Below are 21601 nucleotides of genomic sequence, written 5' to 3' on the forward strand. Positions count from 1 at the left end.
ATACGAAGCGCGTTACGCCTTCGGTTGCTCCGGCTGACGCAGACGGATGTGCAGTTCGCGCAGCTGACGCTCGTCGACCGGGCTCGGTGCTTGCGTGAGCAGATCCTGCGCACGTTGCGTCTTCGGGAATGCGATCACGTCGCGGATCGAATCGGCGCCGGCCATCATCGTGACGATGCGGTCGAGGCCGAATGCGATACCGCCGTGCGGCGGCGCGCCGTACTGCAGCGCGTCCAGCAGGAAGCCGAACTTCAGTTGCGCTTCTTCCGCACCGATCTTCAGCGCGCGGAACACCTTGCTCTGCACTTCCTCGCGGTGGATACGCACCGAGCCGCCGCCGATTTCCCAGCCGTTCAGCACCATGTCGTACGCCTTCGCGAGGCAACGGCCCGGGTCGGTCTCGAGGTACTCGAGGTGCTCGTCCTTCGGGCTCGTGAACGGGTGGTGCGCCGCGACGTAGCGTGCATCTTCGTCGTCGTATTCGAACATCGGGAAGTCGACGACCCACAGCGGCTTCCAGCCGGCATGGACGAGGCCGTTCGCCTTGCCGAATTCCGAATGGCCGATCTTCAGGCGCAGTGCGCCGAGGCTGTCGTTGACGACCTTCGCGCGGTCGGCCGCGAAGAAGATGATGTCGCCGTCTTCAGCGCCGGTGCGCTCGAGAATCGCCGCGATCGATGCGTCGTGCAGGTTCTTGACGATCGGGCTTTGCAGGCCGTCACGGCCCTTCGCCTTCTCGTTGACCTTGATCCATGCGAGGCCCTTCGCGCCGTAGATGCGCACGAATTCCGTGTAGCCGTCGATGTCGCCGCGCGACAGCTCGCTGCCCTTCGGCACGCGCAGTGCTGCGACACGGCCGTCCTTCGCGTTGGCCGGCGTGCTGAACACCTTGAAGTCGACGTCCTTCATCGCGTCGGTCAGCTCGGTGAATTCGAGCTGCACGCGCAGGTCCGGCTTGTCCGAACCGAAACGCGCCATCGCTTCCGAGTACGGCATCACCGGGAAGGTCGCGTCGAGTTCGACGTCGATCGTCGTCTTGAAGATGTGACGGATCATGTCTTCGAACAGGTCACGGATTTCCTGCTCGCCGAGGAACGACGTTTCGCAGTCGATCTGCGTGAATTCCGGCTGACGGTCGGCACGGAGGTCTTCGTCGCGGAAGCACTTGGTGATCTGGTAGTAACGGTCGAAGTTCGCGACCATCAGCAGCTGCTTGAACAGCTGCGGCGACTGCGGCAGCGCGAAGAACTGGCCCGCGTTCGTGCGCGACGGCACGAGGTAGTCGCGCGCGCCTTCCGGCGTGCTCTTGGTCAGCATCGGCGTTTCGATGTCGATGAAGCCCTGCTCGTCGAGGTACTTGCGCGCTTCGATCGCGACGCGGTAGCGCAGGCGCAGGTTGTGCTGCATCTGCGGACGGCGCAGGTCGAGCACGCGGTGCGTGAGACGCGTCGTTTCCGACAGGTTGTCGTCGTCGAGCTGGAACGGCGGCGTGACCGATGCGTTCAGCACGTTCAGTTCGTGGCACAGCACTTCGATCTTGCCGCTCTTCAGGCCGGCGTTGACCGTGCCTTCCGGACGGTTGCGCACGAGGCCCTTGATCTGCACGCAGAACTCGTTGCGCACGCCTTCGGCGGTCGCGAACATTTCCGCGCGATCCGGGTCGCACACCACCTGCACGAGGCCTTCACGATCGCGCAGGTCGATGAAGATCACACCGCCGTGATCGCGGCGGCGCTGCACCCAGCCGCACAGCGACACGGTTTGGCCCAGCAGGTGTTCGGTCACGAGACCGCAGTATTCAGTACGCATCGACATGATGTTTGCTTTCGTTCGGTTTGATCAACGGGCGCCGCAACGCGCGGCCCGGGCGATGATTCTTTACTTACAGCGGCGGCTCGACGGGGCGGCGTGCAGGCGCCGGAGCCGGCGCCGGGGGCGCCACCACGCCCATCGAGACGATGTACTTGAGCGCGGCATCGACCGACATGTCGAGTTCGATGACTTCGCTCTTCGGCAGCATCAGGAAGAAGCCCGACGTCGGGTTCGGCGTGGTCGGGATATAGACGCTCACGTACTCTTCCGTCAGATGATTCAGCACGTCGCCGCCCGGCGTGCCGGTCAGAAACGCGATCGTATACGAGCCGCGACGCGGGTATTCGATCAGCAGCGCCTTGCGGAACGCGTTGCCGCTGCTCGACAGCAGCGTGTCCGACACCTGCTTGACGCTCGTGTAGATCGGCCCGACGACCGGGATGTGACGCACGACGGCGTTCCACCACGTGACGAGCTTCTGGCCGATGAAGTTCCGCGTGGCCAGCCCGACGACGAAGATGAACGCGAGCGTCAGCACCGCGCCGATCCCCGGCAGATGGAAGCCGAGCATCCGCTCGGGCTGCCACGATTCGGGCAGCAGGAGCAGTGTCTGGTCCATCGTGCCGATGATGAGACCGAGCACCCACAGCGTGATCGCGAGCGGGACGAGAACCAGCAGGCCGGTCAGAAACACCGATTTCAGGGTCGTCTTTTTCATCATCTGCCGTCAATGAACCGCGCCGGCGGCGCGGGTTGGTCGCAGCCCGGCCGGGCCGCGACGGTCAACTGCTGGCGGCGGGCGCTGCAGCCGGGGCGGGCGCGGCGCTCGTCGTCGTGCTTTCGGAACTGCTCGATGCAGCCGGCGCAGCCGCAGCGGGCGCGGCTTCCGTCGCTGCAGCCGGGGCGGCGTCGCCCGACGCCGTCGCCGGCGCGCTGGTGCCGCCCGAACCGCCACGGAAATCGGTGACATACCAACCCGAACCCTTCAGCTGGAAGCCCGCAGCAGTGACCTGCTTGCGAAATGCATCCTTCCCGCATTCCGGGCACTGCGACAGCGGCGCGTCGCTCATCTTCTGGAGCACGTCCTTAGCGAAACCACACGCTTCGCATCGATAGGCGTAGATCGGCATGATATTTTTCCCGCGGAAACTGGAAACGGCTTGCAAAACCTTGAATTATAGCCGAAACCCTGCCGCGCTCCGGCAATGGCCGCGACACCCGCGCATCAGCGGCGACGCCACGTGAGCCAGCGCTCGTGTCCTTCGAACACCGCGAGTGAATCGGTCACGGGCAAATCCTCGATCAGCTCGAAGTGCGGCGTGAGCAGCGCATCGAGTTCGGCACGCTCGATTCCGAACGGCGGCCCCTTCGGTTTCGCCATCAGGAAGAAATAGCCGGCCAGCAATCCGTCAGCAGGCAGCAGCTCGGCCATGCGCGCCGCATAGTCGGCACGCATGGCCGGCGGCAGCGCGCACAGGAACGCGCGCTCGTACACCCACTGCACGTCGAACGGCGGCCGGTACGCAAAGAAATCGGCCTGCTCGACGACGCCCGCATGCGCGCCGAGCTGCGCCTTCGCGGCAGCCACCGCCTGCGCGGCGAAATCGATCGCACGCACGGGCCAGCCGGCTTCGGCCAGCCATCCGGCTTCCTGCGCACTGCCGCAGCCGGGAATCAGCACCGCGCACAGCTCGAGCCGGTGTGCGAACACGCTAAAACCCTCGGGCACGCCGCCGAATTCCCACGGCGTCACGCCACGCTCGAAACGCTCGTTCCAGAACGATGCGTTGCCGGGATCGCGCGTCGTGAAATCGGCGGCGGCCGGCGCATTCGGCTTCGGTTGTTTCGGATCGGACATCGCCGTACTCCTTTCAGTCAGGCGCCGTACGCGAGCAGGATCAGCACACGCGCAACGAGCGCCCCGACGCCAACGGCGAGACCGAAGATCAGCAGCGCCTGCAGCAGCCGGTTCGTCCGCTTCTGCTCGACGAGGATCTGGCGCATCAGGTCTTCGCTCGCGGCGCGCGGTGCATCATGGCGCGCGGCCATCGCATGGTGGATCAGGCGCGGCAATTGCGGCAGCGTCTTGCTCCACTGCGGCGCCTCGACCTTGAAGCGCTCGTACCAGCCGCGCAGGCCGATCTGCTCGGTCATCCAGCGCTCGAGGTACGGCTTCGCGGTCTTCCAGAGATCCAATTCAGGATCGAGCGAGCGGCCGAGGCCCTCGACGTTCAGCATCGTCTTCTGCAGCAGCACGAGCTGCGGCTGGATCTCGACGTTGAAGCGGCGCGACGTCGAGAACAGGCGCATCAGCACCTGGCCGAGCGAGATGTCCTTCAGCGCGCGGTCGAAATACGGCTCGCACACCGCGCGGATCGCGCTTTCGAGCTCCTCGACGCGCGTTTCGGGCGGCACCCAGCCCGATTCGAGGTGAAGCGTCGCGACGCGGTGATAGTCGCGCTTGAAGAACGCGAGGAAGTTCTGCGCGAGGTAGTTCTTGTCGAAATCGGACAGTGCGCCGACGATCCCGAAATCGAGCGCGACGTAGCGGCCGAACGTGTTCGGATCGAGGCTCACCTGGATGTTGCCCGGGTGCATGTCCGCGTGGAAGAAGCCGTCGCGGAACACCTGCGTGAAGAAGATCTCGACGCCTTCGCGCGCGAGCTTCTTGATGTCGACGCCGGCCGAACGCAGCGTCTCGACCTGGCTGATCGGCACGCCGGTCATGCGCTCCATCACGAGCACCTGCGACGTCGAGAAATCCCAGAACATCTCGGGCACGAGCAGCAGGTCGAGGCCCGCGAAGTTGCGGCGCAGCTGGCTGCCGTTGGCGGCCTCGCGCATCAGGTCGAGCTCGTCGTGCAGGTACTTGTCGAATTCGGCGACCACTTCGCGCGGCTTCAGGCGCCGGCCGTCGGCCCACATGCGCTCGGTCCAGATCGCGATGTCGCGCATCAGCGCGAGGTCGGAATCGATCACGGACAGCATGTTCGGGCGCAGCACCTTGACGGCGACGGCCTTGCCCGCGTGCTGGCCCTGCTTCAGCTTCGCGAAATGCACCTGCGCAATCGACGCGCTTGCGATCGGCTCACGCTCGAATTCGTCGAACAGCTCGTCGACCGGTGCACCGAGCGACTTCTCGATGATCCCGATCGCGACCGCCGAATCGAACGGCGGCACCTGGTCCTGCAGCTTCGCGAGTTCGTTCGCGAAATCGACCGACAGCAAGTCGCGGCGCGTGGACAGCACCTGGCCGAACTTCACGAAGATCGGGCCGAGACTTTCGAGCGCGTGACGCAGCCGCACGGCAGGCGGATCGGAATAACGGCGGCCGATCGTCGTGATCCGCAGCAGCAGCTTCACGCGCCGGTCGTCGATCCGGGACAGCATCACTTCGTCGAGACCAAAGCGGATGACGGTGTAGACAATCTTGATGAAACGGAAAATGCGCATGCCCTGCGGCCCCTCAGTGCGCGCCGCGCGGGCCGGAACCCGTGCGCGCGCCGATTTTTTGTTCGAGTCGCTCGACCCGCTTTTCGACCCGCGCGAGCGCATCGCGTGCGCGCGCCAGCTCGGCATCGAAGCCGCCGAGCGACGCGCGCCGGACGACTTGCGGGTTCTCGTCGAGCCAGTATTCGGCGACGGAATCGAGCACGTTGCGGCCGGTGCGTCGCGCGCGCGCACCGGCGTCGCGCACGACCGTCGCGATCCGGTACGCCGCCGCGTCGCCGACCAGCTTCGCGAGATCTTCTTCAGGTTCCCAGCGCAGGTGCTCGGCCAGCTTCGCGATCTGCGTCGCGAACTCCGCGTCGCCCTCGATCTTCACGTGCTTCATCACGGCCGCCTGGCCGCCCTGCAGGAACGCGGCGACGGTATCGCCGGCGAGCGCGATCGACACGTCGACCTGTTGCGCATCCTGCGCGTCGACGGCCGACAGATAGCCGTCGGGCTGCACCAGCAGCGTGAGCGTGACGGGTTGCACGTCGATCCGGGCAGTCTTGCCCGCATAGGGAATCAGGCGGTCGCGCGCCCACGATTCGCGGGCGAGCAGGTGATTGACAGCGGCAGCAAAAGGCTTGGCGGCAAAGGTCATCGGGCTGGGAAAGAAAAAACCCGCGCAGGCCGGGCGCCCACGCGGGTTTCTATTGTAACGTCGGATCGTCGGCAGACCGTGCCTGACCGCACACCCGGGCGGCAAGCGGTCGCAGTGCGGCGGCCGTTGCCCGGGTGCCGGCGGCGCGGGCCGCCGGTCACGCTCAGTGCGTGTTGATCTGCTGGATGCCCGCGAGCAGCCAGCCCTGACTGCCCGACTTCGACAGGTTCCACACCTCGTCGAACGGCGCAGCCGACGCATTCGCCGATTCGCGGATCAGGCCGTGGAAGCGCACGCTCGCCGACTGCTCGATGCCGCGATCCTCGATCGCGACCAGTTCCGCGTCGAGCTGCACGACGTCGGTCTGGTTCGACTCGTTGCCGCGCGAATCGAGGTCGATCTTGATCTCGGCGAACATTTCGGGCGTCGTGAACTCGCGGATGTCGGCCAGGTTGCCCTGGTCCCACGCGGCCTGCAGGCGCACGAAATAGACCTTTGAGCTGCGCAGGAACGCTTCGGTGTCGAAACCGGCCGGCACCTGGAGCGGTGCTGCCGCAGCAGCCGCTGCCGCGCCGGTGGCCGCGGCACCGCCGCCGAACACACCCTGCGCTTCGTTCGCGTAGCTGCTGCCGCTACCCGCATAGTTGCTGCCGGTGCCGCCCTGCTGGAACGACGGGCTTTGCGAGTAACCGCCCGACGACGACGCCGAACCGCCGACCGAGTATGCCGGCTCCTGCGGACGACGGCGGTTCATGAACTTGCGGATCAGCCAGATACCGACCGCCGCGAGCAGCGCGATCACGATGACGTTCGCCATCATGCTCGCAAATGCACCGCCCAGGCCGAAGTGCGACAGCAGCGCCGCGATACCGAGACCGGCCGCGAGGCCGGCGATCGGCCCGAGCCAGCGCGAGCGGTTGGGCTGCGCGGCCGGTGCGGGTGCGGCCGGATTCGCACGCTGCGCCTGCGACGGCGCGGCCTGCTGCATCGGCTGCTGCGCGGGCGGCGTGGCCTGGCGCTGCGTGACGGTGGAGTTCTGGCGGCCAATGCTGCGCCCGCCGCCCATGCGCTTGGCTTCGGCGTCGAGCGATGCGAACGTGCCGGCCGTGAGCAGGCCGACCATCAGCAACGTGCCGACCCGTCGAGCCCACGGCTTCGACGGCTTGCTACGGTTGAACAACGAACGCGATTCGAACATCAGTTTCTCCAGATGTAAGACAAATGTATGGAAAGAGCCCCTTAGTACTTGGCTCCCATGTGTAAAGCTACCACGCCACCTGACAAATTGTAATATTTGACGGCATCGAGGCCCGCTTGTTCCATCATCGTCTTCAGCGTGTCCTGATCGGGGTGCATCCGGATAGATTCAGCAAGATACCGATAACTTTCAGCATCTTTCGCGAACTTGTCGCCAAGCCACGGTAATACTTTGAAAGAATACAGATCGTACGCCTTTTTCAGCGGATCCCAGACTTTCGAGAATTCCAGCACCATCACGCGGCCGCCGGGCTTCGTCACACGGCGCATCTCGGCCAGAGCGGCATCCTTATGCGTCATGTTGCGCAGCCCGAACGCGACCGTGACCAGATCGAAGTAGTTGTCCGGAAAGGGAATTTTCTCCGCGTCGCACAGCAGCGACGGCGTCACGACACCCTTGTCGAGCAGCCGGTCGCGGCCGACGCGCAGCATCGATTCGTTGATGTCCGTGTGCCAGACCTCGCCCGTCGGCCCGGCCGCCTTCGCGAACGCCTTGGTCAGGTCGCCGGTGCCTGCCGCGAGGTCGAGTACCTTGAAGCCGGGGCGCACGTTCGCCTGCGCGATCGTGAACGCCTTCCACGCGCGGTGCATGCCCGCCGACATCAGGTCGTTCATCAGATCGTAGTTGCTCGCGACCGAATGGAACACACCCGCCACTTTCTTCGCTTTTTCGTTTTCCTCGACGCTTTCGAAGCCGAAGTGGGTTTTGCTCATCGCGTTGATCCTCAGTAAATGGCAAGACGGCGCCGAGCGGGCGCCGTCGAATTTCAGTGGCAGTGGCCGTGCGACGCGCTCGCCGCCTGCATCGGGGCGTCGCGCTCGACGCCCGCCGCCTTCAATTTGTCGAAATAGTCGCGCCATAGCGCGTCCTGCTGCGTGGCCAGTTCGTACAGCAGGTCCCACGAGTAGATGCCGGTCGAATGGCCGTCGGAAAACGTCGGCTGCAGCGCGTAGTTGCCGACACCCTCGAGCGCGGTGATCGTCACTTCGCGCTTGCCCGTCTGCAGCGTCTCCTGGCCGGGCCCGTGGCCGCGCACCTCGGCCGACGGCGAATACACGCGCATTAGCTCGAACGGAATCCGGAAACTGTCGCCGTTCGGGTACTGCAATTCGAGCACGCGCGACACCGCGTGCACGACGACGCCGGACGGAATCGGCGTCGTGGAAGTCAAACCGCTCATGGCTGCCTCGAATCGGTCATGCGTTGAATTTCCTCGCGAACCGCATTGTGCAGCAGCGAGGCCTGCGCTGCGCGCGAGCGCAGCAGCGCCTCGGACACGCTGCGCTGGCGCGGCGCCCATACGGGCTGCGGGAAGTGTGCGTCGTTGGAAAAGCGCGGGATCACGTGCCAGTGCACGTGCGGCACCATGTTGCCGAGGCTCGCGAGATTCACCTTGTTCGGCTGCATCACGCGGCGCACGGCCCGCTCGACCGCGTAGACCACGCGCATCAGATGTGCCCGGTCGGGCTCGCCGAGATCGGAGAATTCGGCCACATGCGCGCCCCAGATCACCCGGCAGAACCCCGGATACTCGTGCTCGCCCGTCGCGAGGACGACACGCACCGCTTCGTCCTGCCACAGCACCTCGCCGCCGTCTTCACGGCAAAACACGCATTCCATCGTCGCTCCCATGTGGACGGGCGCCGGCATTGCTGCGCCGGCGCCCGCTCATTCCTGGCCCGGTCGGGCGGTCGTCATGCCCGCATTAGACCAGCACGCGCTCGATCCCGCCATTGTTCGCACGTGCGACATAATCGGCCATCCAGTTCTCGCCGAGCACCTGGCGCGCGATTTCGACCACGATGTAGTCGGCTTCGAGGTTCGCGTCCTCGCCGTAGCGCGACAGGCCCTGCAGGCACGACGGGCAGCTCGTCAGGATCTTCACGTCCGGGCCGTTCGCGGCCGCAGCGGCCGGCGCCGGCGCGTTGCCGGCCACGACCGGGATGCTGCGCAGTTTCGCGGCACCCTTGCGGATCTCCTCTTCCTTGCGGAAGCGGACCTGCGTCGAAATGTCCGGGCGCGTGACCGCGAGCGTGCCCGATTCACCGCAGCAGCGCTCGTTCTTCTCGATCTTGTAGCCGTCCTTCTCCGCGCCCATCAGCTCGTTGACAAGCTTCACCGGGTCCATCGTCTTGATCGGCGTGTGGCACGGGTCGTGATACATGTAGCGCGTGCCCGTCACGCCATCGAGCTTCATCCCCTTCTCGAGCAGGAACTCGTGGATGTCGATGATCCGGCAGCCCGGGAAGATCTTGTCGAATTCGTAACCCGCGAGCTGGTCGTAGCAGGTGCCGCACGACACGACCACCGTCTTGATGTCGAGGTAGTTCAGCGTGTTCGCGACCCGGTGGAACAGCACGCGGTTGTCGGTGACGATCTTCTCGGCCTTGTCGTACTGGCCCGAGCCGCGCTGCGGGTAGCCGCAGCACAGGTAACCCGGCGGCAGCACGGTCTGCACGCCGGCTTCCCACAGCATCGCCTGCGTCGCGAGGCCGACCTGCGAGAACAGGCGCTCGGAGCCGCAGCCCGGGAAGTAGAACACCGCTTCCGAATCGACGGTGGTCGACTTCGGGTTGCGGATGATCGGCACGATCTTGTTGTCCTCGATGTCGAGCAGCGCGCGCGCCGTCTTCTTCGGCAGGTTGCCCGGCATCTTCTTGTTGACGAAGTGGATCACCTGCTCGACCACGGGCGGCTTGCCGACCGTCGCCGGCGGGTGCTGCGTCTGCTTCGTCACGACCTTCTTCAGCATGTCGTTCGCGAAGCGCTGCACCTTGTAGCCGGCGCCCATCATCACGCTGCGCGCGACGTTGATCGTCTGCGGGTTGGTCGCGTTCAGGAAGAACATGCCCGCCGCATTGCCGGCGTTGAACTTCTTCTTGCCCATCTTGCGCAACAGGTTGCGCATGTTCATCGTGACGTCGCCGAAGTCGATCTTCACCGGGCACGGCGTCGCGCACTTGTGGCATACCGTGCAGTGGTCGGCCACGTCGTTGAACTCGTCCCAGTGCTTGATCGACACGCCGCGGCGCGTCTGCTCTTCGTACAGGAACGCCTCGACCAGCAGCGAGGTTGCAAGGATCTTGTTGCGCGGGCTGTACAGCAGGTTCGCGCGCGGCACGTGCGTCGCGCACACCGGCTTGCACTTGCCGCAGCGCAGGCAGTCCTTCACCGAATCGGCGATCGCGCCGATGTCGGACTGCTTCATGATCAGCGACTCGTACCCCATCAACCCGAAGCTCGGCGTATAGGCGTTGCGCAGATCGGCGCCTTCGAGCAGCTTGCCCTTGTTGAAGCGGCCGTTCGGGTCGACGCGCTGCTTGTACGCGCGGAACTCGGCGATCTCGTCGTCGGTCAGGAACTCGAGCTTCGTGATGCCGATGCCGTGCTCGCCGGAAATCACGCCGTCGAGCGAACGCGCGAGCGTCATGATGCGTGCGACCGCCGCGTGGGCGTCCTGCAGCATCTCGTAGTTGTCGGAGTTGACCGGCAGGTTGGTGTGGACGTTGCCGTCACCCGCGTGCATGTGCAGCGCGACGAACACGCGGCCGCGCAGCACCTGCTTGTGGATCGCCTGCGCCTCGTCGAGGATCTGCTTGAACGCGCCGCCGTTGAAGATCGCACGCAGCTCGGCACGGATCTCCTGCTTCCACGAGATGCGCACCGTGCGGTCTTGCGTGATGTGGAACACGGTCGCGCCCGGCTGCTCGTCCGCGCGATCGGCGAACTTCTCGGCAAGCGCCTCGTAGCCGAGCTGCACCAGGTAATGCTGCGCCTCGCGCAGCGGCTGGTCGAGCCGGTCGCGCACGAATTCCCAGCGTGCCCGCACGCGCTTGAGCAGCTCCAGCGCCTGCTGGACCCGGTCTTCGAGCAGTTCGGCGCTCGGGATCTCGTTCGCGTCGTCGGTCTTGCCGAGCGGCAGGTTGCCGGCACGGAAAAAGGCTTCCAGCGCGTCGACGAGCTGCAGCTTGTTCTTCAGCGACAGCTCGATGTTGATCCGCTCGATGCCGTCGGTGTACTCGCCCATCCGGTTCAGCGGGATCACGACGTCTTCGTTGATCTTGAACGCGTTCGTGTGCTTCGCGATCGCGGCCGTACGGCTGCGGTCGAGCCAGAAGCGCTTGCGCGCCTCCGCGCTGACCGCGACGAAGCCTTCGCCGCTCTTGCCGTTCGCCATCCGGATCACTTCGGACGTGGCGTGCGCGACCGCATCGGCATCGTCACCGACGATGTCGCCGATCAGCACCATCTTGGGGAATGAATTGCGCTTGCTCTTGGTCGCGTAGCCGACCGCGCGCAGGTAGCGCTCGTCGAGGTGCTCGAGGCCTGCGAGGATCGCGCCGCCCTGCTTCGACGTTTCGAACAGGTAATCCTTGATCTCGACGATGCTCGGGATCGCTTCGCGCGCCTGGCCGAAGAATTCGAGGCAGACGGTGCGCGTGTGTGCGGGCATCTTGTGCAGCACCCAGCGCGCGGACGTGATGAGCCCGTCGCAGCCTTCTTTCTGCACGCCCGGCAGGCCGGCGAGAAACTTGTCGGTCACGTCCTTGCCGAGCCCTTCCTTGCGGAACCGGCGGCCTTCGATCTCGAGCATCTCGCTCTTCAGCAGCTTCTCGCCCGGCGCGTATGCGCCGTCGAACCACTTCAGCTCGAAACGCGCGACCGCGATGTCGTGGATCTTGCCCTGGTTGTGCTCGTGGCGCGTGACTTCGAGCCAGTTGCCGTCCGGGTCGACCATCCGCCACCAGGCCAGGTTGTCGAGCGCGGTGCCCCACAGCACGGCCTTCTTGCCGCCCGCGTTCATCGCGACGTTGCCGCCGATGCACGATGCGTCGAGCGAGGTCGGATCGACCGCGAACACGTAGCCGGCCGCTTCCGCCGCCTCGGTCACGCGGCGCGTGACGACGCCCGCGCCGGAGAAGATCGTCGGCACCTTGTGCGCGACGCCCGGCAGCTCGGTCAGCTCGACCGCGCCGAGCTGTTCGAGCTTCTCGGTGTTGATCACGGCGGAGAACGGCGTAAGCGGCACCGCGCCGCCCGTGTAGCCGGTGCCGCCGCCGCGCGGGATCACGGTCAGGCCGAGCTCGAAGCAGGCCTTGATGAGGCCGGCGATCTCGGCTTCGCTATCGGGGGTCAGCACGACGAACGGGTATTCGACGCGCCAGTCGGTCGCGTCGGTCACGTGCGACACGCGCGACAGCCCGTCGAAACGGATGTTGTCCTTCTGCGTGCAGCGGCCGAGCGCCTTGGTCGCGCGGCGGCGCAGGTCGGCCATTTTCTCGAATTCGTCGGCGAACTCGTTGACCGCGCGCTGCGCGGCGGTCTCGAGCATCTCGACACGCGACGCGCGTTCGCGGCCCGCGTCGTCGCGGTGCTCGGTGAGATCCGCGCTGCGGCGCTTGCCGATTTCGGTCAGGCGGTGGTTCAGCGCCTCGATCAGCAGCGCGCGGCGCTTCGGGTTGTCGAGCAGGTCGTCCTGCAGGTACGGATTGCGGCGCACGACCCAGATGTCGCCGAGCACTTCATACAGCATCCGTGCCGAGCGGCCCGTGCGGCGCTCGGCACGCAATTCGTCGAGCACCGACCACGCCTCTTCGCCGAGCAGGCGGATCACGATCTCGCGATCCGAGAAGGACGTGTAGTTGTAGGGAATCTCGCGCAAGCGGGGCGCGGGGTCAGAGGCGACGGCGGCGGCCGCGCCATGCGGATCGAAAACTTGTGGTGCGTTCATGTTCGGACGACTCGGAGGGCCGATACACCGTGCACGGGCGTCGGCAAGCGCGTGGGCGCAATCTTGGGGAAATCTGTTCTGTTACCAGGCGCGCGGCTGTCCTTCTTGGGGCCGGAGCGGGCGACTCGCCCCTCCTGGCCGGCGACAGGGCCTGGCGGCACTCGGAACGATCAGCACGATCGCGCGCGGCGCGCATGCCGTTCGGCCGCGGGGCTGGCTGCGCGCGGCGTCGGCTTCAACGGTGCGATCCGAGGGTGCCTCTGCATCTTCCGATCCTTGATTCAAAACGGAATTCTAACCCATGATCGGGCCATGCGTGACACGTCGGACAGGTCGTGGGGCTATCGCCGCGAGCCGCGCCAGGACTGGCTCGGCGCGATTTCACGCGACCATTCGCCGTCCGTCCGGTCGGTAACCATGCGGTTAAACCGGTAAAAAAGGGCCGTGCGAGCGCGCCGACGCCCCGCCCGCGCGGCCCGGCGGGCACGCGCTCGGCATGCCGCTTGCATGCAGGCGGACCCTTGGCGCTATCATTGATCTTTTACCGTCTGCTTTCCGCACTGCACGCGAACGCCCATGGCATCCCACGATTACCTGAAGAAAATCCTCACCGCGCGCGTCTACGACGTCGCGATCGAGACGGAACTCGAATCCGCCCGCATCCTGTCGGCCCGGCTGCGCAATGCGGTCTACCTGAAGCGCGAGGACAACCAGCCGGTGTTCTCGTTCAAGCTGCGCGGCGCATACAACAAGATGGCGCACATTCCGGCGGACGCGCTCGCGCGCGGCGTGATTACGGCATCGGCCGGCAACCACGCGCAGGGTGTCGCGTTCTCGGCGGCCCGGATGGGCGTGAAGGCCGTGATCGTCGTGCCCGTCACGACGCCGCAGGTGAAGGTCGATGCGGTGCGTGCGCACGGCGGCCCGAGCGTCGAGGTGATCCAGGCCGGCGAGTCGTACAGCGATGCGTATGCACACGCGGTCAAGGTGCAGGAAGAGCGCGGCCTCACGTTCGTCCACCCGTTCGACGATCCGTACGTGATCGCCGGCCAGGGCACGATCGCGATGGAAATCCTGCGCCAGCACCAGGGCCCGATCCATGCGATCTTCGTGCCGATCGGCGGCGGCGGGCTCGCGTCCGGCGTCGCGGCCTACGTGAAGGCGGTGCGCCCGGAGATCAAGGTGATCGGCGTGCAAGCCGAAGATTCGTGCGCGATGGCGCAGTCGCTGGAAGCCGGCAGGCGTGTCGAGCTGAGCGAGGTCGGCCTGTTCGCGGACGGTACCGCCGTGAAGCTGGTCGGCGAGGAAACCTTCCGCCTCTGCAGCGAATACCTCGACGGCGTCGTGACGGTGAACACCGACGCGCTGTGCGCGGCGATCAAGGACGTCTTCCAGGACACGCGCAGCGTGCTCGAGCCGTCCGGCGCGCTCGCGGTCGCGGGCGCGAAGCTCTACGCGGAACGCGAAGGCATCGAGAACCAGACGCTCGTCGCGGTCACGTCCGGCGCGAACATGAACTTCGACCGGATGCGCTTCGTCGCCGAGCGCGCGGAAGTGGGTGAAGCGCGCGAAGCCGTGTTCGCGGTCACGATCCCCGAAGAGCGCGGCAGCTTCAAGCGCTTCTGCTCGCTCGTCGGCGATCGCAACGTCACCGAGTTCAACTACCGGATCGCCGATGCGCAGGCCGCGCACATCTTCGTCGGCGTGCAGATCAAGCGTCGCGGCGAATCGGCCGAGATCGCCGCGAACTTCGAATCGCACGGCTTCAAGAGCGTCGACCTGACGCACGACGAGCTGTCGAAGGAACACATCCGCTACATGGTGGGCGGCCGCTCGCCGCTCGCGCTCGACGAGCGCCTGTTCCGCTTCGAATTCCCGGAGCGGCCGGGCGCGCTGATGAAGTTCCTGTCGTCGATGGCGCCGGACTGGAACATCAGCCTGTTCCACTACCGCAACCAGGGCGCGGACTACAGCTCGATCCTCGTCGGGCTGCAGGTGCCGCAGGCCGATCGCGCCGAATTCGAACGCTTCCTCGCGGCACTCGGCTATCCGTATGTCGAGGAGAGCGCCAACCCGGCTTACCGCCTCTTCCTGTCGTAAAGGCGTCACGCATGAATCCCGAACATTCCCCGCTCGGCAAGGCCACCGTCTACGCCGCCCAGTACGACGCGTCGCTGCTGTTCCCGATCCCGCGCGCCGGTGCGCGCGAGCAGCTCGGCATCACGTCGGCGCTGCCGTTCTTCGGCACCGACATCTGGAACGCCTACGAGCTGTCGTGGCTCAACGCGCGCGGCAAGCCGCAGATCGCGGTTGCGACGTTCTACGTGCCGGCCGAATCGCCGAACATCGTCGAATCGAAGTCGTTCAAGCTGTATCTCGGCTCGTTCGCGCAGACGACGTTCGACTCGATCGACGCGGTGCGCGATACGCTGAAGCGCGACGTGTCGGCCGCATGCGGCGCGACCGTCTCCGTGCAGCTCGTGTCGCCGCACGATTTCGGCAAGCTCGAAATGGAAGAGCTCGACGGGCTGTCGCTCGACCGGCTCGACCTCGACACCGACGTGTACGAACCCGATCCGTCGCTGCTGAAGGCCGCCGAGGACGAAGCGCCGGTCGAGGAGACGCTCGTATCCGACCTGCTGCGCTCGAACTGCCCGGTCACCGGCCAGCCCGACTGGGGCAGCGTGCAGATCCACTACGTCGGGCCGCAGATCGATCACGCGGGCCTGCTGCGCTACATCATCTCGTTCCGCAATCACACGGGCTTTCACGAGCAGTGCGTCGAGCGGATCTTCCTCGACATCCTGCACGCGTGCAAACCGGTGAAGCTCGCGGTGTATGCGCGCTATACGCGCCGCGGCGGCCTCGACATCAATCCGTTCCGCACCAACTACAACCAGCCGATGCCGGACAACGCGCGCAACGCGCGGCAGTAACGGCGGCGGGTAGCCGCCGCGTTGTGCAGTCGGCAACGCGCGGCAACGACCCCAGACAAAACAGCCCGGCCGGGTTCAACCGGCCGGGCTGTTTTTCATTGCGCGGAGCAGCGCGGACGGCCTGCACTCACCCGCTCACCGGCCGCTCCGGCAGGATCTCCACCAGGCGCAACAGGTAGCCGTCGGGATCCTGCACCAGCATCTCGACCTGGCCATGCTCGATCTCGTCTTCCCGATACCAGGACGTGCGCGGCTCGACGAACAGCGTCACGCCCGCGGCGCGAATCCTGTCGACGATGGGATCGAGCGCATCGACCTCGATCTGAAAATTGATCCCGCGCCCGAACGGCGGCTCCAGCGAGCCGGTCACCCAGCTCTCCGGGCTGTGCTGTTCGAGCATCAGTTGAGCGCCGCCGATCTCGAGATAGGCGAACCCGTCTTCCGGACGCTCGAAGCGAATCCGGAATCCGAGCACGTCGCGATAGAAGCGAATGCTTCCGGCAAGGTCCGAGCAAATCAGCTCCGGCACCAGCGCAGCCCATTCCATGCATGTCCTCCCCGTATGGTCATGCGGCACCTTACATGAACGAGCGGGATGCGTTGCGGCGGTTGCTGCCTCGGGCACACCGCCCGCCGCTCGACTGGCGTCCCGCACATGACAAAACGGGCCCGGCGCACGTGAATGCGCCGGGCCCGTTGCGTAGCGGTTCGCCGTTGCGGTGTTACTTCGCCGGCGCCTTGTACGCGATGCAGTCGACTTCGACCTTGCAGTCGATGACCATGCTCGACTGCACGCACGCGCGTGCCGGCGGATGCTCGCCGAAGTACGAAATGAACACCTTGTTGAACGACGCGAAATCGCGTGCGTCGTCGAGCCACACGCCGCAGCGCACGACGTGCTCGAGGCCGTAGCCGGCTTCCTTCAGGATCGCGATCACGTTCTCGATCGTCTGCTTCGACTGCGTGACGATGCCGCCTTCGACGACCTCGCCGTTCACCATCGGCGTCTGGCCCGACACGTACAGCCAGCCGTCAGCCTCGACCGCGCGTGCGAACGGCATCACCTGGCCGCCCGTCCCCTTCGCTTCGCCTACGCCATATCGCTTCATCGTTTCACTCCTTGTTTCGGTTACGGATGCGCGCACCGACAGCGGCACGCGCGGCAGATCGGAACAACCACCGCGTTCAGAACGCGGCGTCGGCACTCGCCGGCACGCGCTCGCCGCGCGCGACGAAGCCGCCGGCGCGCTCGCCGGTCGGCTGGCCGTTTTCATACGTAAGCACGCCGTTCACCCACACGGCATCGATCCCGTGCGCGGGCTGCTGCGGCTTCTCGAACGTCGCGGCGTCGATCACGCTCGCCGGGTCGAACAGCACGAGATCCGCGTGGTAGCCCACATGCACCTCGCCGCGCTTCGCGATCCCGTAGCGGCGCGCGGACAGCGACGTCATCTTGCGGATCGCCTCCTCGAGCGGCAGCAGGTTCGTGTCGCGCACATAGTGGCCGAGCACGCGCGGGAACGCGCCCCACAGCCGCGGGTGCGGCAGCGGATCGTTCGGCAGGCCGTCGGAGCCGACCATCGTCGCGGGATGCGACAGGATCCGGCGCACGTCGTCCTCGGACATGTTGTGGTAAACGGCGCCGGCCGGGCGGATGCGCTGCGCAGCCTCCTGCTCGGTCACGCCCCAGTCGGCCGCGATCGCCTTCAGCAGCTTGCCCGCCACTTCCGGGTGCGGCTCGGACCACGTGATCGTGATGTCGATGTCGCCTGTCACCTGCTTCAGGTCGAGCGTCGACGAGCTGCGGCTGTACGGATAGCAGTCGCAGCCGACCGGCTGGTAGCGGCGCGCACCTTCGAGCGATGCAAGCACCTCGGTGCTGCGCCCCCAGTTCGACGGGCCCGCGCACTTCAGGTGCGAGATCACGACCGGCACGCGCGCATGACGGCCGACCTGATACGCCTCTTCCATCGCATCGAGGATCGCGTCGAACTCGGTGCGCATGTGCGTCGTGTACAGCGCGTCCGCGTTCGCGAGCGGCTCGGCGAGTGCCATCACCTCTTCGGCCGGCGCCGCGAACGCGGAGCCGTACGCGAGGCCCGACGACAGGCCGAGCGCGCCGTTCGCGAGCGCCTCCTCGAGCTGCGCGCGCATGCCGGCAATCTCGCCGTCTGTCGCCGCGCGGTCGAGGCGGTCCATCTGGTTGTTGCGCAGCGCCGTATGGCCGACGAGCGCCGCGACGTTCACGGCTGGACGCGCATGGTTCACGGCCGCGACGTAGTCGGCGAAGGTCGGGTACTGGAACGCACCGCGCTCGCCGAGCAGGTTCATCGGGTCGGGCGGATCGCCCGCGAGCGTCACCGGCGACGCGCTGATCCCGCAGTTACCGACGATCACGGTCGTCACGCCCTGCGAGATCTTCGGGATCATCTCCGGTGCGCGGATCACGTGCGTGTCGTCGTGCGTGTGCACGTCGACGAAGCCCGGCGCGAGCGCGCGGCCGTTCGCATCGACGACGGTCTCGGCAAGCCAGTTCGACAGGTTGCCGATCGCCGCGATCACGCCGTTGCGGATCGCGACGTCGCGCGTGACGGGCGGCGCGCCGGTACCGTCGTAAAGCTGCGCGCCGACGATCAGCGTATCGGCGGCTTCGGGATGCGAATGCATGGTCAGTCTCCTACCGGTTGACGGTCTCCGCCGCCGCGATGCGCATCGAGCGCGTGCTTGATGCGACGCAGCGATTCTCGGCCCGCATCGCCGAGCCGCAATGCGACTCCGGTGACGAGCACGTCGATCGCCATCATCATCGCGTAACGCGATGTCGACGGCTTGTAAATGAAATCGGTTTCGAACGCGACGACCGGGATCAGGTGGTCGGCCAGCTTCGCGAGCGGCGACGCCGGCGCGGTAATCGCGATCAGCTTCGCGCCGTAGCGCTTCGCGAGCCGGCAGCTCTCGAGCAGCTCGGGCACGCGGCCGCTCACCGACAGCGCGACCACGACGGTGTCGCGCGACAGCGTCGCGGCCACCATTCGCTGCAGCACGCTGTCCTGATAGCTCGCGACCGGCCGGCCGAAACGCACCAGCCGGAAGCGCAGCTCGTCGGCAAGCGCGGTCGAGCCGCCGCCCTGGCCGTACACATAGGTCATCTTCGCGGCGGCGAGCAGGTCGGCCGCCGCCTCGAACGACGTATTGCGCAGCAACTGATGGTTGTGCGCGAGCGCCAGGCGGATCTCGTCGTAGACCATCGACGCGGGGCTCGGGTCGTCGGCCGGCGCGTCGTCGGACGGCACCAGGAAGCGCTGGCCGACGGCCGCCGCCTGCGCGACCAGCACCTTCAGTTCGCGCACGTCGCGGCAGCCGACCGCTTTCGCGAAACGCGTGACCGTCGCGACGCTGACCTCCGCGTCGCGTGCCAGCGCGCCGATGCTGGCATGCGCGGCGCGCGCCAGGTCGGCGAGGATGAACGCGGCGACCTTGCGCTCGGCTTCGCGCAGTTCGGGCGCGCATTCGGCGATCCGCGCGACGATGTCGAGGACCGGCGGTGCGGCCGGAGCCGGATGAAGCTCGGCCGCGAGCGGGACGGACGGAGTGGCGGGCGTATTCATCTGCGGAAAAAGGTGTGAAGCTCGATGTTACTAAATAACATCACCGCGCCGATGCTACTTTCTGTACCATCGGCGTGTCAACTTCAGTGCAATGCATAGTGATGATGGAGCGGGATGACATGAAAGTTACAAACTATCAGGAAGCAACGATCGATCCGTTCGGCAAGGGTCTCGGCAATCTGCCGAGCGCGAGCGTGCCGCTCGGCGACGCCGGCCGCCTCGAGTGGAACCTGCTTGCGGAAGACGTCAGCCTGCCGGCCGCCGTGCTTTACGAAGATCGCATCGAACACAACCTGAACTGGATGCAGGCCTTCGTCCAGAAGTACGGCGTCAAGTTTGCGCCGCACGGCAAGACGACGATGGCGCCGCAACTGTTCCGCCGCCAGCTCGACGCCGGTGCCTGGGGCATCACGCTCGCGACCGCGCACCAGACGCAGGCCGCGTATCACGGCGGCGTGCGGCGCGTGCTGCTCGCGAACCAGCTGGTCGGCCGCCAGAACATGACGATCATCGCCGGGCTGCTGTCCGATCCCGACTTCGAATTCTTCTGCCTCGTCGATTCGGCGGAGAGCGTCGACCAGCTCGGCAGCTTCTTCGGCGCACTGAAGAAGCCGCTGAACGTGCTGCTCGAGCTCGGCGTGCCGGGCGGCCGCGCGGGCGTACGCGATGCCGCGCAGCGCGAGGCCGTGCTGGCCGCGATCGCGCGCTATCCGGACACGCTGAAGCTGGCCGGTATCGAACTGTACGAAGGCGTGCTGAAGGAGGAAGGCGAGATCCGCACGTTCCTGCAGGAAGCGGTCGCGCTCACGCGCGAGCTCGCCGAAGCAGGCCGCTTCGCGCGCACGCCGGCGATCCTGTCCGGCGCCGGGTCGGCGTGGTACGACGTGGTCGCGGAAGAATTCGCGAAGGCGTCCAACGCCGGCTTCGCGGAAGTCGTGCTGCGTCCGGGCTGCTACCTGACGCACGATGTCGGCATCTACAAGAAGGCGCAGACCGACGTGTTCGCGCGCAACCCGATCGCACGCACGATGGGCGAAGGGCTGCTGCCCGCGCTGCAGCTGTGGGCCTACGTGCAGTCGGTGCCGGAGGCTGATCGCGCGATCGTCGCACTCGGCAAGCGCGACGCGGCGTTCGACGCGGGGCTGCCGGAGCCGGCGCGCCACTTTCGCCCGGGCCGCGACACCGCGCCGCGCGACGTCGCCGCCGCCGAAGGCTGGGCCGTCACCGGGATGATGGACCAGCACGCGTACCTGCAGATTCCGCCGGGCGCAGACGTGAAGGTCGGCGACATGGTCGCGTTCGACATCTCGCACCCGTGCCTGACGTTCGACAAGTGGCGCCAGGTGCTCGTGCTCGATCCGAAGTTCAGCGTAACGGAAGTCGTCGAAACCTTCTTCTGATACCCGTCGCGCGCCCCGCCCCGCCGCTCGTGCGGGGCGGCCGTCACGCGCGCTTCAAGCGGCCGGAGTACACTGCGCTTTCGTCCTCGGGGCCCCAGGCGGGCGTTGCACACGCCTGTCGCGCGGGTCCTCAATGCAGCTCCACTGGAGAAAGCCATGGCCGCGAAGAAGATCCTGTTCCTGACCGGCGATTTCGCCGAAGACTACGAAACGATGGTGCCGTTCCAGGCGCTGCAGGCCGTCGGCCACCACGTCGATGCAGTCTGCCCGGGCAAGCGCGCGGGCGACAAGATCAAGACCGCGATCCATGATTTCGAAGGCGACCAGACCTACACCGAGAAGCCCGGCCACCAGTTCACGCTGAACGCGGCGTTCGACGACGTCGACGCATCGCGCTACGACGCGCTCGCGATCGCGGGCGGCCGTGCCCCCGAATACCTGCGACTCGATCCGAAAGTGATCTCGCTCGTGCGCGAGTTCGCCGAAGCCGGCAAGCCGATCGCCGCGATCTGCCACGCGGCGCAACTGCTCGCGGCCGCCGACGTGATCCGCGGCAAGCGCATCTCGGCCTACCCGGCCTGCGCGCCCGAAGTGAAGCTCGCGGGCGGCGAATACGCGGACATCACGGTCGACGCGGCCGTGACCGACGCGCCGTTCGTCACCGCGCCCGCGTGGCCCGCGCATCCGGCCTGGCTCGCGCAGTTCCTCGCGCTGCTGGGCACGCGCATTGAGCTTTGAACCCGCGTTGAACCGCAAGTGAATT

19 protein-coding genes are annotated in these 21601 nt (G+C 66.4%); 4 read left to right on the forward strand and 15 right to left on the reverse strand.

Annotated features, from left to right (window positions below):
• Positions 1–12 precede the first annotated feature (12 nt).
• From aspS to BCEP18194_RS20495, 11 genes are all read right to left on the reverse strand, one after another.
• Positions 13–1815: an aspartate--tRNA ligase gene (gene aspS / locus BCEP18194_RS20445; protein ID WP_011353156.1), complete on the reverse strand. Its 1803-nt coding sequence runs from the start codon at positions 1813–1815 to the stop codon at positions 13–15.
• A 67-nt stretch (positions 1816–1882) separates the two neighbouring features.
• Positions 1883–2533: a DUF502 domain-containing protein gene (locus BCEP18194_RS20450; protein ID WP_011353157.1), complete on the reverse strand. Its 651-nt coding sequence runs from the start codon at positions 2531–2533 to the stop codon at positions 1883–1885.
• Between the two features lie 61 nt (positions 2534–2594).
• On the reverse strand, positions 2595–2942 hold the full coding sequence (locus tag BCEP18194_RS20455) for an FmdB family zinc ribbon protein (RefSeq protein WP_011353158.1): 348 nt from the start codon (positions 2940–2942) through the stop codon (positions 2595–2597).
• Between the two features lie 95 nt (positions 2943–3037).
• Positions 3038–3670, reverse strand: coding sequence for an SAM-dependent methyltransferase (locus tag BCEP18194_RS20460; RefSeq protein ID WP_011353159.1), 633 nt, complete (start codon positions 3668–3670; stop codon positions 3038–3040).
• 17 nt (positions 3671–3687) lie between these two features.
• Positions 3688–5265: a ubiquinone biosynthesis regulatory protein kinase UbiB gene (gene ubiB / locus BCEP18194_RS20465; protein ID WP_011353160.1), complete on the reverse strand. Its 1578-nt coding sequence runs from the start codon at positions 5263–5265 to the stop codon at positions 3688–3690.
• Positions 5266–5278: 13 nt separating this feature from the next.
• Positions 5279–5905, reverse strand: a complete 627-nt coding sequence (locus BCEP18194_RS20470) for a ubiquinone biosynthesis accessory factor UbiJ (RefSeq protein WP_011353161.1) — start codon at positions 5903–5905, stop codon at positions 5279–5281.
• 163 nt (positions 5906–6068) lie between these two features.
• Complete coding sequence (locus tag BCEP18194_RS20475; RefSeq protein WP_011353162.1) at positions 6069–7103, reverse strand: Tim44 domain-containing protein; 1035 nt, start codon at positions 7101–7103, stop codon at positions 6069–6071.
• A gap of 41 nt (positions 7104–7144) precedes the next feature.
• Positions 7145–7876: a bifunctional demethylmenaquinone methyltransferase/2-methoxy-6-polyprenyl-1,4-benzoquinol methylase UbiE gene (gene ubiE, locus BCEP18194_RS20480; RefSeq protein WP_011353163.1), complete on the reverse strand. Its 732-nt coding sequence runs from the start codon at positions 7874–7876 to the stop codon at positions 7145–7147.
• Between the two features lie 53 nt (positions 7877–7929).
• Positions 7930–8343 (reverse strand): gamma-butyrobetaine hydroxylase-like domain-containing protein, encoded by a 414-nt coding sequence (locus BCEP18194_RS20485; RefSeq protein WP_011353164.1) that lies wholly within the window; start codon positions 8341–8343, stop codon positions 7930–7932.
• Complete coding sequence (locus BCEP18194_RS20490) at positions 8340–8783, reverse strand: HIT family protein (protein ID WP_011353165.1); 444 nt, start codon at positions 8781–8783, stop codon at positions 8340–8342. The genes BCEP18194_RS20485 and BCEP18194_RS20490 overlap by 4 nt, the downstream gene beginning before the upstream one ends.
• Before the next feature lie 85 nt (positions 8784–8868).
• Complete coding sequence (locus BCEP18194_RS20495) at positions 8869–12894, reverse strand: DUF3683 domain-containing protein (protein ID WP_011353166.1); 4026 nt, start codon at positions 12892–12894, stop codon at positions 8869–8871.
• Between the two features lie 576 nt (positions 12895–13470).
• Here BCEP18194_RS20495 and ilvA point away from each other — a divergent pair.
• Complete coding sequence (ilvA, locus tag BCEP18194_RS20500) at positions 13471–14994, forward strand: threonine ammonia-lyase, biosynthetic (protein WP_011353168.1); 1524 nt, start codon at positions 13471–13473, stop codon at positions 14992–14994.
• Positions 14995–15005: 11 nt separating this feature from the next.
• Positions 15006–15830 carry an NADPH-dependent 7-cyano-7-deazaguanine reductase QueF gene (gene queF, locus BCEP18194_RS20505; protein WP_011353169.1) on the forward strand — a complete coding sequence of 275 codons (825 nt, stop codon included), beginning with the start codon at positions 15006–15008 and terminating at the stop codon, positions 15828–15830.
• Between the two features lie 127 nt (positions 15831–15957).
• Here queF and BCEP18194_RS20510 read toward each other — a convergent pair whose 3' ends face one another.
• The 4 genes from BCEP18194_RS20510 to BCEP18194_RS20525 form a co-directional block, all read right to left on the reverse strand.
• Positions 15958–16377 (reverse strand): bleomycin resistance protein, encoded by a 420-nt coding sequence (locus BCEP18194_RS20510; RefSeq protein WP_011353170.1) that lies wholly within the window; start codon positions 16375–16377, stop codon positions 15958–15960.
• Positions 16378–16552: 175 nt separating this feature from the next.
• Positions 16553–16939, reverse strand: a complete 387-nt coding sequence (locus BCEP18194_RS20515; protein WP_011353171.1) for a RidA family protein — start codon at positions 16937–16939, stop codon at positions 16553–16555.
• Between the two features lie 76 nt (positions 16940–17015).
• A complete protein-coding gene (locus BCEP18194_RS20520) occupies positions 17016–18497 on the reverse strand; it encodes an N-acyl-D-amino-acid deacylase family protein (RefSeq protein WP_011353172.1) in 1482 nt (493 codons plus the stop codon).
• Positions 18498–18499: 2 nt separating this feature from the next.
• The gene (locus BCEP18194_RS20525) at positions 18500–19438 is read right to left on the reverse strand and encodes a MurR/RpiR family transcriptional regulator (protein ID WP_011353173.1); all 939 of its coding nucleotides are present in this window, start codon (positions 19436–19438) and stop codon (positions 18500–18502) included.
• 119 nt (positions 19439–19557) lie between these two features.
• Here BCEP18194_RS20525 and BCEP18194_RS20530 point away from each other — a divergent pair, with 119 nt between their 5' ends.
• Positions 19558–20838 carry an amino acid deaminase gene (locus tag BCEP18194_RS20530; RefSeq protein ID WP_011353174.1) on the forward strand — a complete coding sequence of 427 codons (1281 nt, stop codon included), beginning with the start codon at positions 19558–19560 and terminating at the stop codon, positions 20836–20838.
• Positions 20839–20994: 156 nt separating this feature from the next.
• Positions 20995–21576: a DJ-1/PfpI family protein gene (locus BCEP18194_RS20535; RefSeq protein WP_011353175.1), complete on the forward strand. Its 582-nt coding sequence runs from the start codon at positions 20995–20997 to the stop codon at positions 21574–21576.
• The last annotated feature ends 25 nt before the right edge of the window (positions 21577–21601 follow it).

The organism is Burkholderia lata (genome assembly GCF_000012945.1).
Classification (GTDB): Bacteria; Pseudomonadota; Gammaproteobacteria; order Burkholderiales; family Burkholderiaceae; genus Burkholderia; species Burkholderia lata.